Consider the following 22490-nt stretch of genomic DNA (forward strand, 5'->3'; position numbering starts at 1 on the left):
TAATAATAGTAACATAGTGAGAAGGAAACAAAATCTAAGTAATTCGATATTAGTAACTACAAGCCATTTCTATTAATTGGTTTATATCGATTCCTGATTTAGGAAGAGTTGTTGGATGGCATGATATAGGCCTATTCAAATGCCGCCAACGAGCTTTCGAATAGGCCTGATATCGCTTACTGTAGTTCAAGCTTCCATTGCTGATTGGCACCGCCGTGGTATTGCCACTGTTGTACGCTCGCACCATTTTTTGTGGAAGTACTACTAGCGTCTAAAGCTTTACCGCTATGCACAGCTGTTAGAGAAAAATATCCATTGTCTAAGCTCTTTACCACCCATTGCTGATTAGCAGAAGCATAATATTCCCATTGATGAACTTGAGCGCCATTGGTTCCTCTTGCACCACGTATATCCAGAGCTTTGCCACTATTTTGGTTAATGATTTTATAAGTGTCGTCAGATAAGCGGGTAAACTTCCATTTTTGGTTAGGCCCATTAAAATAATCCCACTGATGTACAATACCACCGTCATTTTTAGAATATTGTTTAACATCTACAGCTTTCCCACTAAAGCGAGAAATAATCGCATATGTACCGTCTTCAATAACTGCATCGTCTGTACTGGTATCTTCAACACTGATATTATTTACATGCACTATATCTATATTTTTTTCCCAATCAGTACCTACAGGGCGGATACTCAACTTTAACAAATATTCGTGTTCACCCGCTTGTGGTGCTGTATCTGGCTTAAGGTTAATAGTCTCAGTTCCAGAGCCAGCATCAACGGTAACTTTAGCACTAGTTAAATATTTATTCCCCTTCCACATTTCAAGTACGATATCGCGTTTTTGATTAGCGCTATAACTGATATTAAAAGGATAGTTAGTAGCTATGGGAAGCGTAGTAATACTATTTGTAAAAGAAATAATATCTTCAGCAATATCTTCACCATCACGCACTTCAAGCACAACTGAACTCACACGACCACCGCTATCAGGAAATGTAATCTCAACGCTATTCTTAGCTCTTAGAATTGAAGAGTTAAATGGTACCTTAATTGCCCCAAAAAAATCATTGCGCGTTCGTTGGTCACCGCCGGCCCAATTATTAGGCACATTAATAGAGTGACCATTTATAGAAATTTTTGGTTTTTTAGACCTATTGTGCTTACGACCAATACTAAACTTTAAAAGTGATTGTCCACTACCAGATGATACATTATTAAAATTGAACTTTATCGCTTTATTTGCAGAAATTTTTTGTAAATGCTGATCGGAATAATATGTCTTAATATCTTCTCTTTTTGCAGGGGATATAGTATTAACAAATGTATATTCTAATACGACAGTCTCTCCTGGCACTAATGATAAGGATGAGAGCGTTGATACTTTTTGATCTTTATAGACCGGCTTGTTATTAGGATAAATTTCTAATGATTTTTTTCTAATTGATACAACTTCAGCCATGTCATTTATAAAAGTCAGATCTACTGTTTCTCTAACATCAGCTAGACTATTTAATGCAACATAAGCCTTTTTACCATTTACAAAAGTGTGTACTTGAATATCGGGATTGCTAGAATCAGATTTTACACGTACACCACCTACATTGCTCCAAAGTTTATAAAAATTAATACGAGGTGTCCAAAAAAACTTAGTTGGCTTACCATTTTTAATACTCCTTGGATCTGGGCGAAGTAAATCGGCTCCATAGGGCTGCCAATTATTTTTACTACTATAGTACCAGGGGCTTTTGGGGGTGATAAATGGAATAGTAGTGAGTAAACGATCCTGCCTATTTAGCAATTGAAAGAGCATATTGTTAATAGAGCGAACGGACTGAATACTTTTAATATCACTATAGAGATCGCCGTAACCATCTTCAATGCCGCCGTATTCACTAATAGTAATAGGCTTTACTTTGTTCCATTTAAAATGGCTGTAGGTTTCCATCAAATCAAGTATTGCATCTAGATTACTCCCAGAGCGTTGGCTATTAGCACCTGTAACATTTACGCCATCATAAGGATGAACAGAAAAAGAATCCATATAAGGCCCTGCTACATCCATGAAATACTTCATTCTGTCGTTAAAATGAGAAAAGTCTTTAAGCTCCATTGAAGGCCAAGCGCTAGAATAACCAATAACCTTTGTACTAATACCTTCTTGATCAAACCTTTTACCAATTTCCTTAAATAGGTCAGTCATCTGCTTACGAGCCAGTTTGCCATCAATACCAAACTCATGAGAATGTACAAAAGGCTCATTCATTGGTTCGTAATAGAGAGGACGCGTCTCATCATCAAAGTAGTGTTTAAAATAATTAGCTGCCCATTTAGCTGCATTAACCGGATTTTCTCCAGCCTGATACACTTTTTTAGGATGATCTGTAACGATGAAATTATTAGACGCAAAATCTTTATAAAGTGGGTTCTTTTTAGTCTTTCTAATATTATTTTTACCTTCATATTTAGCCGAACCAGCACTTGGATAAGGCGCATCAAATGAAGTAAATGGACTATAAAACCCTCGACCTGATCCTACATTAAGCTCATTGATCAGATAATTTAATTCATTTTTACTTAAAACACTTGGTAAACCACCGTGGATATTAAAGTATTTACTTCTATCTAATTTTGAAACTCCACCAATATATCTTTGAGTATCAAGATCAAGAGTTACCGACGTTTTGGCGTTTGCTATTGCAGATAAAGCAAACGCTGTACAAAAAGATAACGTTTTCATTTTTCTGGAAAAAATCATCGCTATGGCCTTTTATTTATTTTAGGGGAGTAAGAAATGGAATTAATTAAATTAAATCATAAATTAATTTTTCTGATGTAGACCAAATCACAAGTTGAAAAAATCAAGATAACAAAGATTATTTTTCACGAAAAATAAATTTATTTAGTGTAATTTTTTTTAGTAAAATCAAATAAACGACACAATAAATACAAATCAAATGGCAGGTTACTTAAACACACAACCTTTTTTCATATATTAGTTAATACATAAATAATATTTACATATTGATTTATTCATTAAAATAAAAAATATCGCTCTAAGAAATCAATATAAAACGTAAACCAAGATTTTTGGTCAAATATTTTTATTTACACAAAAATTCGATAAAATCGACCACCCTCTAGCATTCTACATTGGCATTAAATTTTTCTTACTTAAAACAATTAATAAAATTCTTAGTAAGATTTTATATACTAATCAAAAAGTAATAATATCGATCATCTTGTTAAATACTTGAATCGGTAGTCAGGTTGTTTTTATTTAAAATATAGCATCGTTAAATATTCGAAGCTCATCACCAAATTACGCTAATATTTATACATTTATACAACAAGTATTTTTTTGTTAGAAATATTAGATCTGAAGTCAAATAAGAATGAGCAGCAGCACATTACTTTTTGGATAAAGAGATAAATTCTTAGCCTTAACATCATCGCGTTGGATATTCAGAAACTATATATATTTTTAAATTCGAAAATTAATTTTTAATGATGCACGACTATATATTTCTTCTGGCAAAGAAAAAAATATAGTTTTTCCAAGGCAAGAATTCATACATTCTAAAAATCATAACGGCTAGGTTTCGTTAACAATATCTGTGTATTTGCTATGAATTCTGAGAAACATACCCATTAGAATAAAAACTTAAAATATCCCAAAAATATCACAAATAAAGATTATCTATCACACCAATATCAATTTTAAATCCACCGAAGTTACTCTCTCCAACTTATTATTTATCACTATTTTATTATTAAGAAAATCAATAACGTTAATAGCAAAAAAAATATCATTATTTAAAAAGATTTAGTGCAACCATTTATTTTTCGTTTCGTAAAGTTACTCATATGTCATTCATTGAATACAACCTCCAAGATAATCACAATAGAGAAGCTTTAAAATGAAACTTTCACATTTATTGTCAGCAATGAGTATTGCTGCTGCTATCACAGCTTGTGGTGGTAGCGGTGGTAATTCTTCTAACCCGACACCAACACCTACACCAGCAACGCCAACTGTAACGCCATCACCAACGATAAGCCCAACACCTGTCGTGACCCCAACACCAACTCCAACAGTTGGAACCATTCGTGGCGTTATCGACGAGATGTTGCCTTCAACACAAATACCTTCATACGCCTTACCATCAACGGTAATTCCTTCAGAAGTTTTACCTTCAGCTGCACTGCCGTCAGAAGTATTGGTATCAAGAGTGTTAGACTCTAGTGAAGAAACCTCCAGTAGCAATAATGAGAGAAGTATTCGTCTTACATTAGAAAGAGATCAGGAAGTTAACGTAAACGGCTCATTCACTCAAGTTGAAGCTAATGTTAATGCAAGCGCAGAAGGCTTACTAACAGTTAACACGGTAACAGGCGCTATTAGCGGTAGTGTGACGGCATCTAATATTGATGAGGATGATCTCATCACGGCTGTACATATTCATTCTGGTTTCGCAGGTCTTAATGGCTCGGTATTAATAGGGCTTGAGGCTGATAGCTCAGATAACAATGTCTACAGAATTGCCAATGGCGCTAATATTAGTGATTTTGCGAATGTAGCGGGTAATGATATTCAGACGTTCCTTGCCGGTGGCTGGTATTTCAATTTACATACACAATCCAACCCAGCAGGGCAACTACGCGGACAAATCGTGACTGACGATGCTTCAGTAGTGAGAGTGGAACTGTCGGGTGATCAAGAAAACCCTACTGTTGACACTGAAGCAAAAGCCGTTGGTTACTTCACTTATTATCAAGGCAACGATGAAGTTGTTGCTAATGTACAAGCTATTGGTTTCGAAGCAACTGCCGCTCATATTCACGGAGGTTTCGCGGGCGCAAATGGTAATGTTGTTATCGGCTTAAACGATATCAGTAATGTAGTACAAAACGCACCTGCGGGCTCATTTTGGACAACACCTAGTAATTCAGAATTTGTAAATCGCACCGGCGCGTTAAATGGAGGCTACTACTTCAACGTACATTCTGCCGCTAACCCTGGTGGTGAAGTGCGTGGTCAAATACTACCTGAAAATGTTGAAGCCGTGCGCGTAACCTTGCAGACTGAACAAGAAATTCCAGAAGTTGACACACCAGCCTCTGATGCAGTTAAGGGTCTTGGCTACGTTACCTTTAATCGCGTTAATGAATTTGTTCAAGCCAATGTTTCAGTTGAAGGCTTTACTGGCACAGCAGCTCATATCCACTCTGGTTTTGCCGGTACTCAAGGCGATGTTATTTTGGTTTTAGACGAGGTCGCTGACTCTAACGGTACCATGTTCTCAAGCCCAAATAACTCAGCCATTATCAATCTACTGGGCCTAGATTCAGGACATTATTACTTGAATGTTCATTCGGCAGAGAACCCTGCAGGTGAAGTTCGTGGTCAAGTATTAACCTCTACCTCTCAAGCAGTTCGTGTTGAGCTAAACGGCGCACAGGAAAATCCACCTATCGACAATAGCATTATTCCTAATGCTAGCGCCTTGGGTTACCTTACAGTGAATACCGAGACACAGGATATTTATGCTAACGTCCGTACTCGTGGCTTTGAAGCAACTGCTGTACATATTCATTCAGGTTTTGCAGGTAAAAATGGTGATGTCATTATCCCACTAGAAGACGTTAGCCCAGACGGCTCATCAGGCACTGTGTTCCAGTCGCCAGCCAATTCACAAGCAGCGAATTTAACTAACTTGCTTAATGGCGGCTACTACTTGAATGTTCACACGTCTGCTAATCCCAGCGGTGAAGTACGTGGTCAAATTACGCCAAAGAATGTACAAGCAGTTCGCGTAAAATTGCAGACAGAACAAGAAGTACCAGAAGTCGAAACACCTGCAGCTGATGATATTAGTGGTCTAGCTTACTTCACATTTAACGCTGAAAATTCATTTGTGAATGCAAACTTGAACGTTGCTGGCTTCGAAGGTACTGCTGCACATATTCACGCAGGCCGAGCTGGGAAGACAGGCAATGTTATTCTCGTTCTAGACGAAGTAGACGGCTCTAATGGTTCTATGTTCCAAAGTAGAGCCGATGCCGCAGTGGTAAATTTAGCAGGCTTAAACTCCGGCAACTACTACTTTAATGTGCATTCTGAGGTAAACCCTGCAGGGGAAATGCGTGGCCAAATTCTACCACACGGAGTTCAGAGCGTTCGAGTAGAGTTGTCAGGTGAGCAAGAAGTACCACCGGTTAGTGATGCTGTGATTGATAACGCAAGTGCGATCGGTTACTTCACTTACACTGATTCTGGTTATGTATTTGCTAATGTACGTACACGAGGTTTCGAAGCGACAGCCGCACATATTCACGGTGGTTTTGCTGGTAATAATGGCAATGTAATTATTGGCCTTGAAGACGCAAGCGAAGCTGATTCACCAGGAACATTCTTCCAGTCACCAGCAAACTCTAGGGTTGCTAACATGCAAAACTTAATGAATGGTGGATATTATCTTAATGTACATACTTCACAGAATGCTCCTGGAGAAGTTCGCGGTCAAATCACCCCCAAGGGCGTACAGGCTGTTAGAGTTAAATTACAAACTGAACAAGAAGTTCCAGAAGTTGCTTCACCAGCAAGTGATGACGTCGGCGGCATAGGTTATTTCACTTTTAATGAAAACAATCTATTTGTTAATACGACTATTACACTAAATGGTTTTGAAGGTACTGCTGCCCATGTTCACGCTGGTAGAGCTGGTACAGCAGGTAATGTTATTATTGTTCTTAATGAAGTGGATGGTTCTAATGGCACTGTATTCCAAAGTGCTCCTGATGCAGCAATCGTAAACTTAAATGGTTTAAACTCAGGTAACTATTACCTCAATGTTCACTCACTCGAAAATCCTGCCGGCGAAGTACGTGGCCAAGTTTTACCACGTGGCGTGCAAGCGACTCGAGTAGTACTAACAGGAACTCAGGAAAATCCTCCTGTAACAAATCCAGTTATCGATGATGCAAGTGCTCTAGGCTATATTACCTTCACCGATGCAGGAAGTATTTTTGCTAACGTACGCACTCGTGGATTTATAGCGACAGCAGCTCATATTCACAGTGGCTTTGCCGGTACTAATGGTGCAGTTATCATTGGTCTTGAAGATGTAAGTGCAGAAGGTCAAACAGGCACTTTCTTTCAATCTCCAGCAAATTCAAGTGTCGTTAACATGCAAAATTTCTTAAGTGGAGGCTACTACTTTAACGTGCATACAAACCAAAACGCTCCTGGGGAAGTACGTGGACAAATTGTGACAGCAAATAGCGCGGTATTAAGAGCAGAATTAGATGCTTCACAAGCAATTCCTGCAGATACTATTTCGGCAACGGGCATTGGTTATTTAACAGTGACAGATAAAGATAATGGTCTATTTATTTCTAATGTTACTTTAAATGGCTTCAGCGAAGCAGATGTAACAGTCAATACTGGAGGAGACAACAACCAAGTATTTGTTGAGCTTATCGAGAACAGTGAAATACCTGGTACATTTAGCAGTCCCTCAGCAAGCGTACGTAGCTTGCCCGGTTTATTAAATGGTGCTTACTCATTTGAAGCACAAGGTATCACCAACTAAGTTCGGTACAGCTAATTAACACTTACTCTAAAGCCCAACTCATGTTGGGCTTTTTTTATATGGAATTTAAGGTTTGAATAATGCACCTTTACTAGATTTGATGTAAGTTAGAGCAAGAAATAAAGCCAGTGCAATAAACATTAATAATATGTTAATCGTAATACCAGACAGATAAAATTCGAAACTAAAAAGTAATATAAGATGGATGAGAGATACCATCAATAGTATACCTGTCAAGATTAACATTAAAAAATTCTTCTTTACTGCTAAACTATGTGGACTAAAACTGCAGTAAATAGAACAAATTACTTGACTAAAAATAAATAGATATATAACTGGTAGAGCTAGTAAACTAGCAAAAGCTGCTAATCCTAAGCTTATAGGAATACCCCAAACAAGAGCACACCATTGTCTATGTAGCCAATTCTCTTGCTTTTTGCAAAGCCATAAATTTATACCAGTAACCGAGATTATTGTTAAAGCAAGGCCAAGAATAATATAAAGAGTCCTTACTGCTAGGTTACCGAAATGGCCAAAGTGTAAGCGATATACTGAGTAGAGAGCTTGCCTACCAATAGATCCTCCAATCAAATCTTGTCGATTAATAAATTCACCTGAAGAGCGAAATCTAAATATTTCTGAATATGCTAGTGTTTGAGGAAATGTTGCAGCAAATTCAAAGTATTGTTCCTCTGTTCCGTAATTTTGTATCGCGATATAAATTGGAGAGGCTTCAGGATATTGAGATTCAATATATTTATGTGCAATATCAAATCGCAATTCTTGTGGCGCTTCTTGAATAACCGGATCAGAGCCATATATATCATCAAAAAGGGCTTGCCGGTCACCATTATAGAAAGCACTGGCAGCTATAACGACAAGCAAGCCCACCATACCAAAAAAAGCTCCAGTGATACCAATCATTAAATGAAAAGGTAAAGCCCAAACAGACAATCGATTATGAATGTCGAGCATCTCAATACGTCGATTGCCGCCTATTCGCACTTTAAAGGCATCTTTAACAATACTCGGGTGTGCAATCAATCCAGAGATAATTAAGCCAATAAATATTGCACCTATAATGCTTACGATTAAAATACCTATAGTCTTAGGCAAATGTAAGTAAACATGAATATTTTTGACTAATTCCGTCCAGGGGGCCTCAACTTGTTCAATAATATTTCCCTTTTGATCAACCCACCATTCATTAATATCGCCAGCTACATGAATACGAGGAAGGTCGGCTGTAGGTAAAACTAGATAAATAGTTTCTGGAGCTTCGTCAACTTTCTGTAAAAAATTTTCTAATGCTACATTGAGTATCGACGGCGGATATTCACTGAACTCTGGAATATGCGGCTGCTCCCATCTTTCCCAATATTCTGTAAAAACCAATAAAGTTCCAGTCAGACATAACAGATACATAAAAGTACCAATAGCAAGACCAAGAACAGAATGTGAATAAGTTGACTTTAAAATAGTGTTTTTTGAAAAAGGGAACTTCATTTTATAAAAATATCCATAAAGCGGAAATAATAGATATTGAACAAAGAACAATCATGTCACGGAGCGGCTTTTGGTACATATAGACAAGGCAACATACCAAACCAAATAGAGTAGGAAAAGAAAGAGCAGCTAATGACATTTGATCTACTCGATCGATTGGTAAAACTAAAACCCACGCCATGCTAAACAAACTGCATGCTACGATATTGATGGGACCCGCTACGATAAACATTCCAATTAACTGTAATTTACTACTGACAGAATCATTGCTGTTATGGATGCGTAACTTTTTGGCATTACCTGAACGTTTTATGTTAAAAACAACAAAACACCATGCCATTAAGCTAAGTGTACCTAACGCGACAACTATTCCAAACTCTTTACCGTGAAGGTATATAAAAAGACTACTGCTAATTACAACCATAAGCCAACCAAGTAGAGCTGCTAGCTTAAAATTTGGTGATTTTTTCTTCCAATTGACATATACAAATAGTAGCCCCAATGCCATGAGGATTGAGGCTACTGAAGTCATTAAAATATCCATTAAAATATATACGCCACTCTTCCAATAACAGTTCGAGCACGACCTGTAAAACAATCGCCTCTAGATATACAGCTTGCTTGATATTCTTTATCTGTTGCATTTCTAGCATTTATAGAAAAGTCCCAATGGTCGAAATGATATCCGAGCATAAAATCAACAAGGGTGTAAGATGGTGTTTTTATAAGATCACGACCACCCCAGCTTGAACCAACATATCTGACTCCAGTGCCTGCTCTAAAACCAGATTCAGGTTCGTAACTAAACCATGCTGATGCTTGGTTTTCGGGAACGCTAGCAATATGAAAGCCTTCGGCGTTTTCTGTATCCAACTTACTAATGTTTAAGTCGACCCCAATATCACCAAAGCTAACTCGTCCTTCGAACTCGATACCATTTACTTCAGCTTTACCCCTTTGTTGCTCAAAACTTCCCGGCAATGAAGAAGGGTCATTTAAATTAGTTTGTTCTATTTCAAACGCGGCCAGAGTAAAAGTTGCTGGGAAGTTATTAACTTGATATTTAACTCCCACTTCAATTTGTTCACCCTCTTGAGGTCTTAAAGGCTGCGGATTATTTGTATCACCATTAGAACCAATAACAGGCTGGAATGATTGCGCATAATTTATATAAGGCGCAAGCCCAATAGACATTTTATATAATAAGCCAACGCTTAAACTTGTCGCATCGTCATCCTGCTTAATATTCGCTGTTTCAGAACTAGTATCATCATAACGCAAACCAAATGTAGCATTGAGATTGCCATATGAGATATGATCGCTAAAATAAATTCCAGTATCAATTAAGTCAGTTTCTGGATTATCTCTATAAAGCGTATCAAGCAGGTTAGCTGGAGGTACATTTCCATACTGAGGATTAAATAAATTAATCCAAAAACTATCTCCAAAAGTACTATCTGGCCCTTGAGTTGTGAAATCATAACCTAGCGCAAAGGCATAATATCCGGCATCATCTGTTGTAACATCCTGATGTTGAAAACCTACTAATATATTATGGCTGACGTCACCAGTGTCAAAATCAGCACGAAGGCGCCCATCAATGGCAACTTGTTCAGAGGTTGCATCACTGCGGAAAAAAGATCTAGGTACAGTACCATTTTCATAAAGGCTGCCGTCTGCATTAAAAATGTAACGATTGGTACCCACTTGAAAAGATGGCCATGCTTGCTGATAGTCTGCCTCAGCGTCTGTATAGCGAGAAGTAATTTCTACGCTCCAGACATCATTAATCTGATGATCTGCAAGTAAAGTTACAGCTGCGGTAGTGGTGTCGTATTTATTAAAGTCGGGATCTCCTGCATAGAAATTTTGATCGACAAATTGTCCATTAGGTGCTGGCAAAAGCGTACCTTGAATAGGTAAGAATTGTGCCCCGGTATCACCTTCAGTATCGGTATAGTTAACGAGTAAAGTAAGATTTGTTTCTTCACTAGGGCGCCAAGTAATAGATGGAGCAAAAACAATAGTGTTATCTTCAACAAAATCAACTTGCGTATCGGTATCGCGGTAAACACCTACTACTCGGTACAACCATTGATCACTTGTGCCTATTTTACCAGTACTATCTGCAGCAAGCTGTTTACGCTGAAAATTTCCCAATTCCGCTACAATTTCGTGACGTGAATTCTCTTTAGGGCGTTTACTTACAAGGTTAACAAGGCCACCAGGAGAACCCTGTCCATATAATACCGACGCGGGGCCTTTTAATATTTCAACTTGCTCAAGGGTATAAACATCAGCTCTGGCATTGTTGTAGTTACCAAATAATGACTGCAGAGAATCTTGATATTGAGGTACGTCGAAGCCTCTAACGCGCACCCAGTCACCACGCGTAGCAAAGCCAAATGTTTCGCCGAATACACCGGCTGAATATGTGTATGTTTGATCTAACCTGAAAAGCCCTCGCTGTTTAATGCGATCTTCATCAATAATAGATACCGAACGAGCCAAGCTCATAATTGGCACATCAGATTTTAAAGCTGAATAACGGGATAACTGCCCTATCACCCTAACTTCTTCGATTTCTATAAGATTATCTTCAGCTAATATGGATTGTGTCAGCATTGCTAAAGTGACAAATGTGCACAAACGCCCAAACGTTTTCATTTTTTCCCCAAAAAAATAAATGATAATAATAATGATTATCATTATAATTCATAAAAACATATGGCGTCTACCTCTTGCCTAAATATAAATAATGGCAAACAAGACCACACGGTTCAAACCTAAAAGGCTTTGCAAACAAAGAAAATATCAGGGTGTTTGTGAAATGAAATAATACTTAAGGAAATGTGCCTCAATAAATCATTGAGGCTTTTGGAAGTGTTTATAAAAATAAAAGTTAGGCCACTAAGATAAAACTTTTTGTAAGAAAATAGAAATATCCTTAATCTCAGCTGGATGTACAGCATGTTCCATAGGATAATTTTTATAAACGGGCTGAAAACCAAAATCCTGCAGATACTTTAACGCTTGTTGTCCCATCATTTCAGGAACCACAGGGTCATGTTGGCCATGGAAAACATGTATTGGTAATTTGCTATTATTAGGGTGTACTTTAATAGTTTGGTGTGTCGCAAAATATGTCGACATTGCCATTAAGCCCGCGATAGGCTTATCATAAGCAAGAGCAGTTTGGTAGGCTACAGCCCCACCTTGGGAAAAGCCCGCCAAAACAATTCTACTACTTTCAATGCCTTGCTCTATTTCTCTTTCAATAAGTGTAATTACCGCCTTGCTCGAATCAAGCAGTTGATCGTGGTTGAATTCTCGCTCGGTAGTCATCGCTAGAATATCGTACCAAGCGGGCATCGTCATACCACCATTAATTGTTACCGGTATCGAAGGTGCATGAGGAAATATAAAGCGTATTTTTAAATCATCAGGTAGCTGTAACTCCGGAACGATAGGCACAAAATCATGCCCATTAGCACCTAAACCGTGTAACCAAATGACAGATGCATCAACATCATTATCTGTTTCTATTATTTCGCAGGGTAAGTAATTCATATTTTATCATCTCTTGTGAAATGTGATTATAAAACACTTACCCTGAAAGGAAAAATATGCCTACAAAAGCTTATCATTAGGCCTAGTTTTTACAAACATACTCTAGGCGATTTTTTCTAGCTTAGCAGGTACATATTTGTGCCAAGGTGTGCCTGCAAAAAAATCTTTATCTTCTGTTGCAGTCAACTCATTAACAGCCACCCCGATACGCATTGTATTCCCACCTTGTGGTACAAAATCGATACCCACACCATTAGGCAAGCTGATAAAACCTGGTCGCTGAGTATCATTAATTTCAATATAAGTTTTAGCCACACCAGTTTTAGTAGTAATTTTTACGTTATCACCATCTTCCAACAATAAACTTCTGGCATCATTAGAATGAATATAGAGGCTCGCAATTTTACTCTTTTTATCCCAGGACGCATCTCGAATAATAGTATTACTTGTTTCTGCTCGACGCTGTCCTGCTGTAAGAACAAAAGGGAAATCCTCAGAAGGCTTTAATAAATCCGTATCGAGAGCGCAAGCTTTGGGAAACAACTCATCAATATAGAGCTGTATACGCTTATTAGGCTGACGCATACGTCGCCAACTATCTTCGTAGTCATTCGATTGAGTAAAGACAAAACCTGACGGGCTACTAATTAAAGTCTCAAACATTTTTTCACCAGATTGCCACTGAGAGCCTGTAAATCCTGCATTTTTCGCATACTGGTAGTTCTTGCGAACAAACTGATGACACAGCCCCCAAAAGGGCGCTGCTGCTGCACTCTCTCCTTTTTTCAAGCTTGGCCCCAATGAACGATATAACAGAGAGGATATCACCTTCATGATATCAGGTTTTATTGCTAATAAAATAAAGAATAGAGCTGCAAACAATTTTCGATGGAGTTTAGCTGCTGCTGCGAGTAATTTAACATGAAAACTATTTAAAAATCCAAGCTCTTCAATCAGCCGAGTATGGATTTCCGGCTCTGGCAATGTCCCGGCAAGAGGTTCAACAATGGGCTGGCGAAGCTGGAAAAAGTTTCTCGGAAACTCCAATTGAAAAAAAACACATTCATGTTTTTCATAAGCACTGGCAGCGGGAAGAACATAACTCGCTTCTCTTGCGGTTTCAGTCATAGCTACATCGATTACTACAGAAAACTCAAGAGCCTCCATGGCCTGTTTCATTTTCTTGCTGTTAGTATAAGAATGTACAGGATTTGAGCTTTCTATAATGGCAGCGCGAAAGCGATCAGGATGATCTGTTAGAATTTCATCAGCTATTTCATTACAAGGAAGTAAACCGATAATTACTTTAGAGCCAAGTACAGGACTAACTTTGCTGGCTTTGCTTTTCTTCTTACCAGCGCTGGCTAAATCACCTTTGCTCGCGTCGGAAACAGACATTAGCGATATAGCTATATTGTTGCCGCCCTTTTTAGCAAAGTTGCCAGTAATTACCCACATAATACGTTGTAGATAGCTATTTAAAGTAGAATTAATATTTTGTTGTACACCTAAATCTTCAAATACAGATGTTGATTCAGCAGTCGCTATGCGGCGTGCAGTTTGGCGAATTAAATCTTCATCTAGTTCACAAATCGCTGCATATTCGGCAATAGGTATTTGAGCAAAGTGAGACTCTATTTTTTCATAACCAGCAGTATGTTTGGTAATGAACTCTTTATCTTCTAAGCCTTCTTGTATGATGGTAGCGATTAATGCAGAAATACACCAAGCGTCAGTGCCAGGCTTCAACTGCAAGTGAAAATCTGCGAGTTTAGCCGTATCGGTAGCGCATGGGTCTAACACCACCATTGAGCGTCTAGGATCTTTTGATATCTCTTTTAATATTTTCCTAGCTTGTGGGAAACCGTGTGACTGCCAAGGATTTTTACCTATAAAAACAGAAACTTCGGCATTTTCAAAATCACCATGGGGGCCACCACCAAACATTTTTCCCGCAACCCAAAATTCACCGGTTTTTTCTTGTGCTAAAGCATTGGTGCGGTATTTAATACCTAAGGCTTTTTGCAGTCCATCACTATACAAACCACCCAAATGGTTGCCTTGACCACCACCACCAACAAATAAAATTTTCTCGCCACCATATTTTTGTTTTATTTTTTGCAAGCCTGCCGCTACTTCTCGTATAGCCGTATCCCAATCAACAGCTTCATAGTTACCATCACTTGTTCTTCTAAGTGGCGTATTAATACGATCATCGCTCATTTGGTAGTAATTTAACCGTGCAGCTTTGTTACATAAATATCCTTGCGATGATTCGTTATCTGAATCACCTTTTATTTTTAGCAGTTCGCGACCATCTCTACCTCCGGTCTGAATTTCAAGACCACAGTTAATGCTGCAAAGAATACATGCTGATTTTTTGATATCACTATTAGAACAAGACATAAGCTCTCCTTTAGTAGAGGCAGTTCTTTGTTATAGTCTTACGTTTTTTACTTGTTGGCACTGGATATAAACAAAACCCACATAGGTTTCATTATGAAACTTGAAAAAATATCTTATCGTTCCATAATGGAACCTGTCAAGATCATATCCCTCCAATTGAGTAGTTTTTTCGAGATGTTACTGGAATATATTTAGGTAGTTATTTATGCGTTGGGACGATATAAACAATCAGACATGCTCTCTCGCTAGATCCATGTCAATTTTTGGTGACCGCTGGACTTTACTGATTCTACGCCAGATATTCATGCGAGTAAGGCGCTTTTCCGATATACAACAGTCCTTAGGTGTCACTAAACATCGCTTATCCGATCGTTTAACTCGCCTTGTAGAATCTGGGGTAATATATAAGGAGTTATACGACAAATCACACCAGCGTTTTGAATATAAACTCACTGATAAAGGCCTCGATCTTTATCCTGTTATTATCACTATCATACAGTGGGGAGATAAATGGGAAGCAGATGAAGATGGTGCTCCAATAGAATATCTGCATAAGGATTGCGGGAAATTGAGCCGGCCTAAGTTGTGCTGTTCTGAGTGCGGCAATGAGGTACACACAAAAAATACCATTCCTCAGCTAGGGCCGGGGATTACCAATAAACTCAAGAGAGGAGAGTTTAACCATACTGATACTAAGTTTTATTCTAAAATCTTCGACACAAATAAGGTCTAGCGCGGTTTTACATTATGCAGAGACAAACAATACCTTATGCATACACAGTCAAGTAGTTGCATATATACGAGATATACTCTGCTTACTTATATTAATACCCCTTGACAAGCAATAACAGGGAACGATCGAGATTAGTAGCCATGAAAACTTTTGTTGCTTCAGCTTTAGCATCTTTTTTTTTGATGCATACACCCTACCTTTACGCTAATTCATGCGGCGACTTGGACGTAAAATATAATCTTTTTGATATCACTAATGAGGAGATATTTCACAACGGTGAAGGAACTCCAGGCCCAAGGCGTTTAGTAACAGATCAAACCAGTAATATTGTTAGCTTGAGCAGTAAACGCTTGATACAGACTACTTTGATGGATATCGACAGCTTAACGCTAGACATTCAAAAAGTATCGGGCTCACGCATTGGAGGCAAGACTACTTTAGTAATATGCACCATAGATGAAAATAAGTATGTAGAAAAGTTATGGGAATTTAGTGTTAGAGGCGGAAAACGTAACATCAATGATCACTGGCAACGGCATTTGGTGGGTCTAAAAGATAAAAAGCTCGCCGTGAGACTGGTAGGCAAAAGCCCAACTGGCAGTGCACGTTTCAGAATTAATCTTATACGTCCCAATGGTGAAGGCAAAATTTGGCAACCAATTCGTAGTGTACATAGCAGGCCTGTAGACGGTTTCGCAGACCTACATGTGCACCAAGCAGCATCGCTTGCATACTCTGGAGGATGGTATTGGGGCAGTCACGATTCACCATTTTTATCTATTGGTGTGCCGGCCTGTGATGGTCATAATCACGCTAATTTATCATCACTCGGTCTACATCATATAGAGAGCTTTTTAGGATCTCACAATGGTGAAATCTATGGTTACCCAAGTTTTCGAGACTGGCCGCGCTGGGATGACATAAAACATCAACAAGTGAGCCAGACGTGGCTCAAGCAAGCACATAATAATGGCCTTAATTTAATTGTCGCATCAGTGGTAAATAATCAATGGTTGTCGGCAGCAGCGGTGGCTTCGGGCAAACACAACAATAGCTTTTCACCCGCAGATATGGAAGCGGCTAAACGCCAAATCGTCTCACTAAAAAAAATGGCAGAAAAGACCCAATGGTACGAGATTGTTCGTGACCCCTGGGAAGCTCGACGAGCAATCGAAGCAGGTAAGCTTGCCGTCGTACTGGCCGTAGAAGTGAGCGACCTTATGCCCCGCAGTGATGGCCCCTGGCTACAACAACTGCACGATTTATACGATATGGGCGTGCGCAACATTCAATTAGCACATGAATCAAATTCTATTTTTTCCGGCGCGGCCTACCATCGTGATGCATTTAAGTATAATAGTAGAATCAAAGCTTGGTTTGATCGCGACATTAATTACGCATCAGGTGGTAATGGCGTCAACAACCCAATTGGTCTCACCAGCGAAGGAGAGAAATTGCTGCAGGAAATGATTCGTTTAAACATGCTAATTGATATTGCCCACCTACCTCTAAAAACACAACGACAAATACACTCAATTACTTCGCAAAAGAATAGTTACTACCCGTTATTTAACTCACACACTCGTCTCGGCTCCTTGCTTAAAGAAGAGGATAGATCGGTATTAAAAGAGCATCAGACAACTGACGAAGTACTGCACTATATTCGTCAAAGTGGAGGAATGTTAGGTTTAAGAACGGGCGAGGAGGCTATGTTGGATTATACACATCCCCAAAAAGGCAGCCCAGTGGAAAATAATTGTGACGGCTCGAGCCGCTCGTTCACGCAATTTTATCAATATGCCGATGATGCTGGAGTCAAGCTCGCTTTTGGCTCAGACTTTAATGGCTTTATCACACAAATGCCGCCACGCTTTGGCGACCAAGCTTGTGCTTCAGCTCCCACAAACGACCGAAATGTGCAAATACAGGCACAAGGACAACCCAACCATAACGCACCGAGTTATGTACAAGAATTTAATTATAAAGGCTTAGCTCATATAGGGCTTTTACCCGGCCTTTTACATGATATGAAAAACTTAGGTGCAGACACTACTAATATTGAAAACTCGGCTGAAAACTTTATAAAAATGTGGGAACGAGCTTATAACCCTAACCGTCAAGCTATTCCTTAAGTTAAATAAGGTTTTTACTTAGGGCCGAAAATAGGCCCTAAGATTCAACGATTGTATTCCTCTAACCCTACCTTAGTATTAACCTAAGTTACATTCCTATAAATTCTATTTGCAATTAAATTACCCTAGCAAAAATCACTACACTTCTTAACAAAAAAATCGATAAATAAGCTATTTTTGACACCTTTGTAGTCAAAAATAATTTCAATACCGAAATTTAACATTTTTGTCGCGCAAAACCCTTTTCGATATTAACGCTAGCCGTCACTATAGAAGCGTATTTTGCCTATCACAGAAATAAGAAGAAAAATATGGACTTTGTTTTAGATAATAAAAATACGCTAATTTTTTCAACTGAGAAGATTGCAAACAAAGAGAAATTTGACTATTGGGTTGAAACAGTTTGTGAACAGTTGATATTTGTCAACTGTGAAAGAAATACCAAGGGCGACTTTGAAGGAATTTTACGCACTAATATTTTAAATGACATGACGTTTGCGGAAATGCATTCTGTACCGCAAACTTTTTCTCGCACCAAAGGACAATTATCTAGAATGAATTATGATTCATTCATTGTCAGTATTCCTCTTACTTTTAGTGTTAATAAATCCATAGGCCATAGACCTCTTCCTTCAGATAAAGGAGACATTTCGTTTTTTGATGGATCTCGCGAGCAGTTGTTATTCGTGCAAGACAAGATCGATGCATTAATTATGATTATTCCCAAGAGCACCTTCATGAAATATCTTCCTAACCCCGAAAGATTCTCTGGTAGCTTGATTTCCACTAGAACACCGGCTGGTTTTTTAGCATCTAACTATGTTAGAAGTATTGCATCGCAAATAGGAGACATGGATACAAATCTCACCTCCTCTATCGGCGACCATATGTTACAGCTGTTTTCACTTGCATTAAATAACACTGTTGATAATGCTCATAATTTCTCACCTGCAATTAGGCATTCGCTATTCTTACAACTGAAGCGCTATATCGAAACAAACTTATATGATTGCAACCTAACACCACAGGTGATTGCTGATGCACATAGAATAAGTTTACGCTACTTATACAAGATATTTGAAGAAGAAGAACTCACGGTGAACCGTTTTATCATGTCACGCCGTTTACAAAAAACTAAAGAAGCATTAATAAACAGTAAGAATAATCATATGAGTATTACAGCTATAGCTTTAGATTATGGTTTTAAAGATAGCTCACACTTTAGCAGATCATTTAAAAAGGAGTTCGGCTTTACTGCTAAAGAGATAAGAAAACAAGGTGTTCCCCGATAAAACCCTCCCATAAATGCTAACTGCTAGGGCACAAAACAACGCTAAAACTTTGATAATCTTTGATTAATCTTGCAAAATAGACACTGTTACTAATGTTATAGCAAGGTCAAGAAATGCCCAGCAAACAAGATAAATCTTCTTCTTCGTCAAAGTGGGGACAGAAAGAAAAGAATGAGTGGAAGGCTCAACAACTTATCCAACGCTCCTATAATGACGAAGTGATTACAAGAATACAGTCACTTAAAGAAATATTAAGCGTTAATACATACGGCGCTCTGCCTTATGACGTTGAAAAATATCCACTATTTGTTATTAAGACACTCTCCTGGCATGAGAGCAAGCCAACTATACTCATTACAGGTGGTGTTCACGGCTATGAAACCAGTGGTGTTCATGGAGCTTTACGTTTCATGGAAACGCAGGCAATTAACTATTCTCAATACTTTAATATTGTCTGCGCCCCCTGTGTGAGTCCTTGGGGGTATGAAACAATCAACCGCTGGAATCCCGACACAATAGACCCCAATCGCTCATTTTATAAAGAAAGCCCATCCCAAGAAGCTGCTCAATTAATGAAGATGGCAGCATCACTGGGAATAGGAACAAACAGCAACCATAATTGCAAATTCGATTTGCTCGCACATTTTGATTTACATGAAACAACTGACACTGATAATACAGTTTTCAGACCTGCTTTATCTGCACGAGATGGTATCGAACAAGATATATGGGATATTCCCGACGGTTTCTATTTAGTTGGCGATAGTGAAAATCCCGTTGATGAATTTCAAAAAGCAATAATAGATTCTGTTAAAAAAGTGACCCATATTGCGCCTAACGATAGAAATGGAAAGATTATTGGAGAATCAATTACCCAAGAAGGTGTTATTAACTATCAAACTAGAAAACTGGGCTTATGTACCGGTTTTAGTAACAGTCAATACTGTACTACAACTGAAATGTACCCCGATAGCCCCAAAGTTAATGATGAAGACTGTATATTAGCGCAAGTAGCCGCCATAGTTGGTGGATTGGATTATCTTATTACAAGAATTTAGTGACATAAGTTGTGACGGTGGTTTTATACATCGTCACATTAGATTAATAACATTGCCTTATCTTATTGTCTTATTTAAGAGAGTCCGATTGTATAAGGTTATTTGTTAATTTTGCAATGAGAGCATAGATAGACAATTGGGGGTTAGCACCAATACTTGTGGGAAATAAGGAACCGTCAAAAACAAACAAATTTTTAACATGGTGATAACGGCCATGACTGTCCACAACACTGTTATTGATATCTCCTCCCATTGTGCAGCCACCCATTACATGAGCACTGGCAACTTGAGCGCGAAGCTTTTTAAGGGGCAATTTTTTAATTGCTTGGCGCGCTTTATCCCAAGAACTATAGATACTAGAGTCTAAATGTAAGGGTATAACGTGTTTCGCACCTGCTGCAAATAATAACTCTGTCATGGTTAACCAAGAGTGCTGTATACCCTCCCATATATAGTCAGTGATAGGATAATCTAAGACAGGATAATCATATTTATCTAGGGTTACCTCACCTCCAACACTGTCATCGTTGAAACCATCCCTCAGTAATGCGAGGCTTGCCTGCATATATGGAAATTTTTGCATGATATCATAGTGATGGCTGCCGTGATTTAAGAAAACGGTAGAGGCAAGTAAAGGGTGCATAGGGGCAGTTTCTAATTTATAACCGACTTTCCCCGTAACACCGTCACGCCATAATAAATCATCGACATAAACACTCTGTGGTGCACCTGAAAATGCATTGACAGGCTTTGGCATAATCCCGGTAACGAGACTCACCGGGTGAAGAAACGTGCGTTTACCTAAAGTTCTATATGGATCGGGAAGCTTGGAGCGTAACAATAATGCAGGTGAATTAATAGCACCGCCGGCAACAATAACTTTGGCTGCATGAACCGTGATTACAATATCCTTTTTTAATTTACCATACTTATTAATAGCAAATGCTTTTACACCTATCGCTTTATCTTTTTCAGTTAATATTTTTTGGGCACGACAGCAGCTCAATAAAGTTGCACCACTTTCCAAAGCCGTAGGAATAGTCGAAACTAACATAGATTGCTTTGCATTTATTGGACAACCAGTACCACAATAACCCAAATTTATACACCCATTTACATTTCGTGGAATCACTTTAGGTGTTAGAGAAAGAGCCTTCGCGCCACGTGCTAAAATTGTATTATTTTCATTAGCAGGTGATGCCCAAGGTGAAATATTTAGTCTTTGCTCCATGCGAATAAACCAAGGCTCCATATTTTCATAAAGAATGTCTTTTATATGAAAATTATCACTCCAATACTCCAGTGTTTTTTGAGGTGTTCTAAAGCTACTTGTCCAGTTTACCGTTGTAGAACCTCCTACAGCTCTTCCCTGTAAAATATTAATCGCCTTGTCTTTTGTTTTACGACCTGCAGCTTCTTGGTACAGCGTTGCATACGCCGTTTTTTCCTGCATATCAAAATCCGAGGATCGCTTTAAAGGCCCTTCTTCGAGCATTATAACTTTATAACCAGCCTGAGTGAGTATTTCTGCGGCAACACCACCACCAGCTCCGGTACCACAGATAACAACATCACAATCAAAAGCCCTTGAGCTATCGAGCTGCGCTACATTTATGTGATTGGGGTACTGTATATTCATTATAATGACAGGTCTGGCGGGCCAGGATAGTGTATTGTTTTCCAACTATCTGGCTCAGCGTAAAACGAACCAATAATAATTTGATGTAGGCCTTGATAAGCGCTCTGCAAAATTTCAATGAGACTGTTGCGCCATAGCTGTAGAAACTCTATTAAGTCTTGTACTGACGCAGCACTCCAACTTTTCCAGACGCCAGCCAATAGCCAACGTCCTACGCCATTATTGAGTATATTAAGTAGTTGACGCAGTTCATCTTGGGTACGCTCTGGCAGAATCAGAATAGCAAAATCGATATTAAAGAGCACATTGATTAGTTGCTTTTCTTTAATTCTTGTCGTATTTAATGTTTCACCATAAATAAAAGCGGGAATAAGTACGAGTAATGTTATTTGATCTTCATCATTCAAAAACTTAAAATCTTCATGATTCCATTCTAAATCAGATATAGAGTTGTCTTGCAGTATTTGAAAAGTCGATACTCCCAAAAGGCTAGTCACACCGATACCGGTAATCCATTTAAGAAGGTCTCGCCGATTGATGTTAGTTTTCAAC

The 22490-nt window shown here is 38.6% G+C and carries 13 protein-coding genes; 5 read left to right on the forward strand and 8 right to left on the reverse strand.

Annotated elements, in window-relative coordinates; all coding sequences use genetic code 11:
- Positions 1–176: 176 nt before the first annotated feature.
- Positions 177–2765, reverse strand: coding sequence for an RICIN domain-containing protein (locus BVC89_RS25855; protein ID WP_086933982.1), 2589 nt, complete (start codon positions 2763–2765; stop codon positions 177–179).
- Positions 2766–3927: 1162 nt separating this feature from the next.
- Here BVC89_RS25855 and BVC89_RS25865 point away from each other — a divergent pair.
- Complete coding sequence (locus BVC89_RS25865; RefSeq protein WP_086933983.1) at positions 3928–7602, forward strand: CHRD domain-containing protein; 3675 nt, start codon at positions 3928–3930, stop codon at positions 7600–7602.
- Positions 7603–7668: 66 nt separating this feature from the next.
- Here BVC89_RS25865 and BVC89_RS25870 read toward each other — a convergent pair whose 3' ends face one another.
- From BVC89_RS25870 to BVC89_RS25890, 5 genes are all read right to left on the reverse strand, one after another.
- On the reverse strand, positions 7669–9108 hold the full coding sequence (locus BVC89_RS25870; RefSeq protein WP_086933984.1) for a PepSY-associated TM helix domain-containing protein: 1440 nt from the start codon (positions 9106–9108) through the stop codon (positions 7669–7671).
- 1 nt (position 9109) lies between these two features.
- Positions 9110–9652 carry a hypothetical protein gene (locus tag BVC89_RS25875; protein WP_086933985.1) on the reverse strand — a complete coding sequence of 181 codons (543 nt, stop codon included), beginning with the start codon at positions 9650–9652 and terminating at the stop codon, positions 9110–9112.
- Positions 9652–11775, reverse strand: coding sequence for a TonB-dependent siderophore receptor (locus tag BVC89_RS25880; RefSeq protein ID WP_158658129.1), 2124 nt, complete (start codon positions 11773–11775; stop codon positions 9652–9654). The genes BVC89_RS25875 and BVC89_RS25880 overlap by 1 nt, the downstream gene beginning before the upstream one ends.
- Positions 11776–12018: 243 nt before the next feature.
- Positions 12019–12678 (reverse strand): alpha/beta hydrolase, encoded by a 660-nt coding sequence (locus tag BVC89_RS25885; RefSeq protein WP_086933987.1) that lies wholly within the window; start codon positions 12676–12678, stop codon positions 12019–12021.
- Positions 12679–12780: 102 nt separating this feature from the next.
- Positions 12781–15084, reverse strand: coding sequence for a molybdopterin-dependent oxidoreductase (locus BVC89_RS25890; RefSeq protein WP_086933988.1), 2304 nt, complete (start codon positions 15082–15084; stop codon positions 12781–12783).
- A gap of 205 nt (positions 15085–15289) precedes the next feature.
- On the opposite strand from BVC89_RS25890, the gene BVC89_RS25895 reads away from it, so the two are divergent.
- The 4 genes from BVC89_RS25895 to BVC89_RS25910 all read left to right on the forward strand — a co-directional run bounded on the left by BVC89_RS25895 (position 15290) and on the right by BVC89_RS25910 (position 20299).
- Complete coding sequence (locus tag BVC89_RS25895; protein ID WP_086933989.1) at positions 15290–15817, forward strand: winged helix-turn-helix transcriptional regulator; 528 nt, start codon at positions 15290–15292, stop codon at positions 15815–15817.
- A 140-nt stretch (positions 15818–15957) separates the two neighbouring features.
- The gene (locus BVC89_RS25900) at positions 15958–17949 is read left to right on the forward strand and encodes a membrane dipeptidase (RefSeq protein ID WP_086933990.1); all 1992 of its coding nucleotides are present in this window, start codon (positions 15958–15960) and stop codon (positions 17947–17949) included.
- Positions 17950–18260: 311 nt separating this feature from the next.
- Entirely contained in the window at positions 18261–19241 is a 981-nt protein-coding gene (locus BVC89_RS25905; protein WP_086933991.1) for a helix-turn-helix domain-containing protein, read from the forward strand.
- A 113-nt stretch (positions 19242–19354) separates the two neighbouring features.
- Positions 19355–20299, forward strand: coding sequence for a M14 family metallopeptidase (locus BVC89_RS25910; RefSeq protein ID WP_086933992.1), 945 nt, complete (start codon positions 19355–19357; stop codon positions 20297–20299).
- 70 nt (positions 20300–20369) lie between these two features.
- Here the strand turns inward: BVC89_RS25910 and BVC89_RS25915 are convergent, their stop codons facing one another.
- On the reverse strand, positions 20370–21938 hold the full coding sequence (locus tag BVC89_RS25915; RefSeq protein WP_086933993.1) for a GMC family oxidoreductase: 1569 nt from the start codon (positions 21936–21938) through the stop codon (positions 20370–20372).
- Complete coding sequence (locus BVC89_RS25920; protein WP_086933994.1) at positions 21938–22489, reverse strand: hypothetical protein; 552 nt, start codon at positions 22487–22489, stop codon at positions 21938–21940. Before BVC89_RS25920 ends, BVC89_RS25915 begins: the two co-directional genes overlap by 1 nt.
- Position 22490: the final 1 nt, after the last annotated feature.

It is taken from the genome of Agarilytica rhodophyticola, assembly GCF_002157225.2.
Lineage (GTDB): Bacteria > Pseudomonadota > Gammaproteobacteria > Pseudomonadales > Cellvibrionaceae > Agarilytica > Agarilytica rhodophyticola.

Coding starts and splice junctions, on each gene's coding strand:
- BVC89_RS25855 (WP_086933982.1), bottom strand. CDS start 2,765: ATGATTTTTTCCAGAAAAATGAAAACGTTATCTTTTTGTACAGCGTTT.
- BVC89_RS25865 (WP_086933983.1), top strand. CDS start 3,928: ATGAAACTTTCACATTTATTGTCAGCAATGAGTATTGCTGCTGCTATC.
- BVC89_RS25870 (WP_086933984.1), bottom strand. CDS start 9,108: ATGAAGTTCCCTTTTTCAAAAAACACTATTTTAAAGTCAACTTATTCA.
- BVC89_RS25875 (WP_086933985.1), bottom strand. CDS start 9,652: ATGGATATTTTAATGACTTCAGTAGCCTCAATCCTCATGGCATTGGGG.
- BVC89_RS25880 (WP_158658129.1), bottom strand. CDS start 11,775: ATGAAAACGTTTGGGCGTTTGTGCACATTTGTCACTTTAGCAATGCTG.
- BVC89_RS25885 (WP_086933987.1), bottom strand. CDS start 12,678: ATGAATTACTTACCCTGCGAAATAATAGAAACAGATAATGATGTTGAT.
- BVC89_RS25890 (WP_086933988.1), bottom strand. CDS start 15,084: ATGTCTTGTTCTAATAGTGATATCAAAAAATCAGCATGTATTCTTTGC.
- BVC89_RS25895 (WP_086933989.1), top strand. CDS start 15,290: ATGCGTTGGGACGATATAAACAATCAGACATGCTCTCTCGCTAGATCC.
- BVC89_RS25900 (WP_086933990.1), top strand. CDS start 15,958: ATGAAAACTTTTGTTGCTTCAGCTTTAGCATCTTTTTTTTTGATGCAT.
- BVC89_RS25905 (WP_086933991.1), top strand. CDS start 18,261: ATGGACTTTGTTTTAGATAATAAAAATACGCTAATTTTTTCAACTGAG.
- BVC89_RS25910 (WP_086933992.1), top strand. CDS start 19,355: ATGCCCAGCAAACAAGATAAATCTTCTTCTTCGTCAAAGTGGGGACAG.
- BVC89_RS25915 (WP_086933993.1), bottom strand. CDS start 21,938: ATGAATATACAGTACCCCAATCACATAAATGTAGCGCAGCTCGATAGC.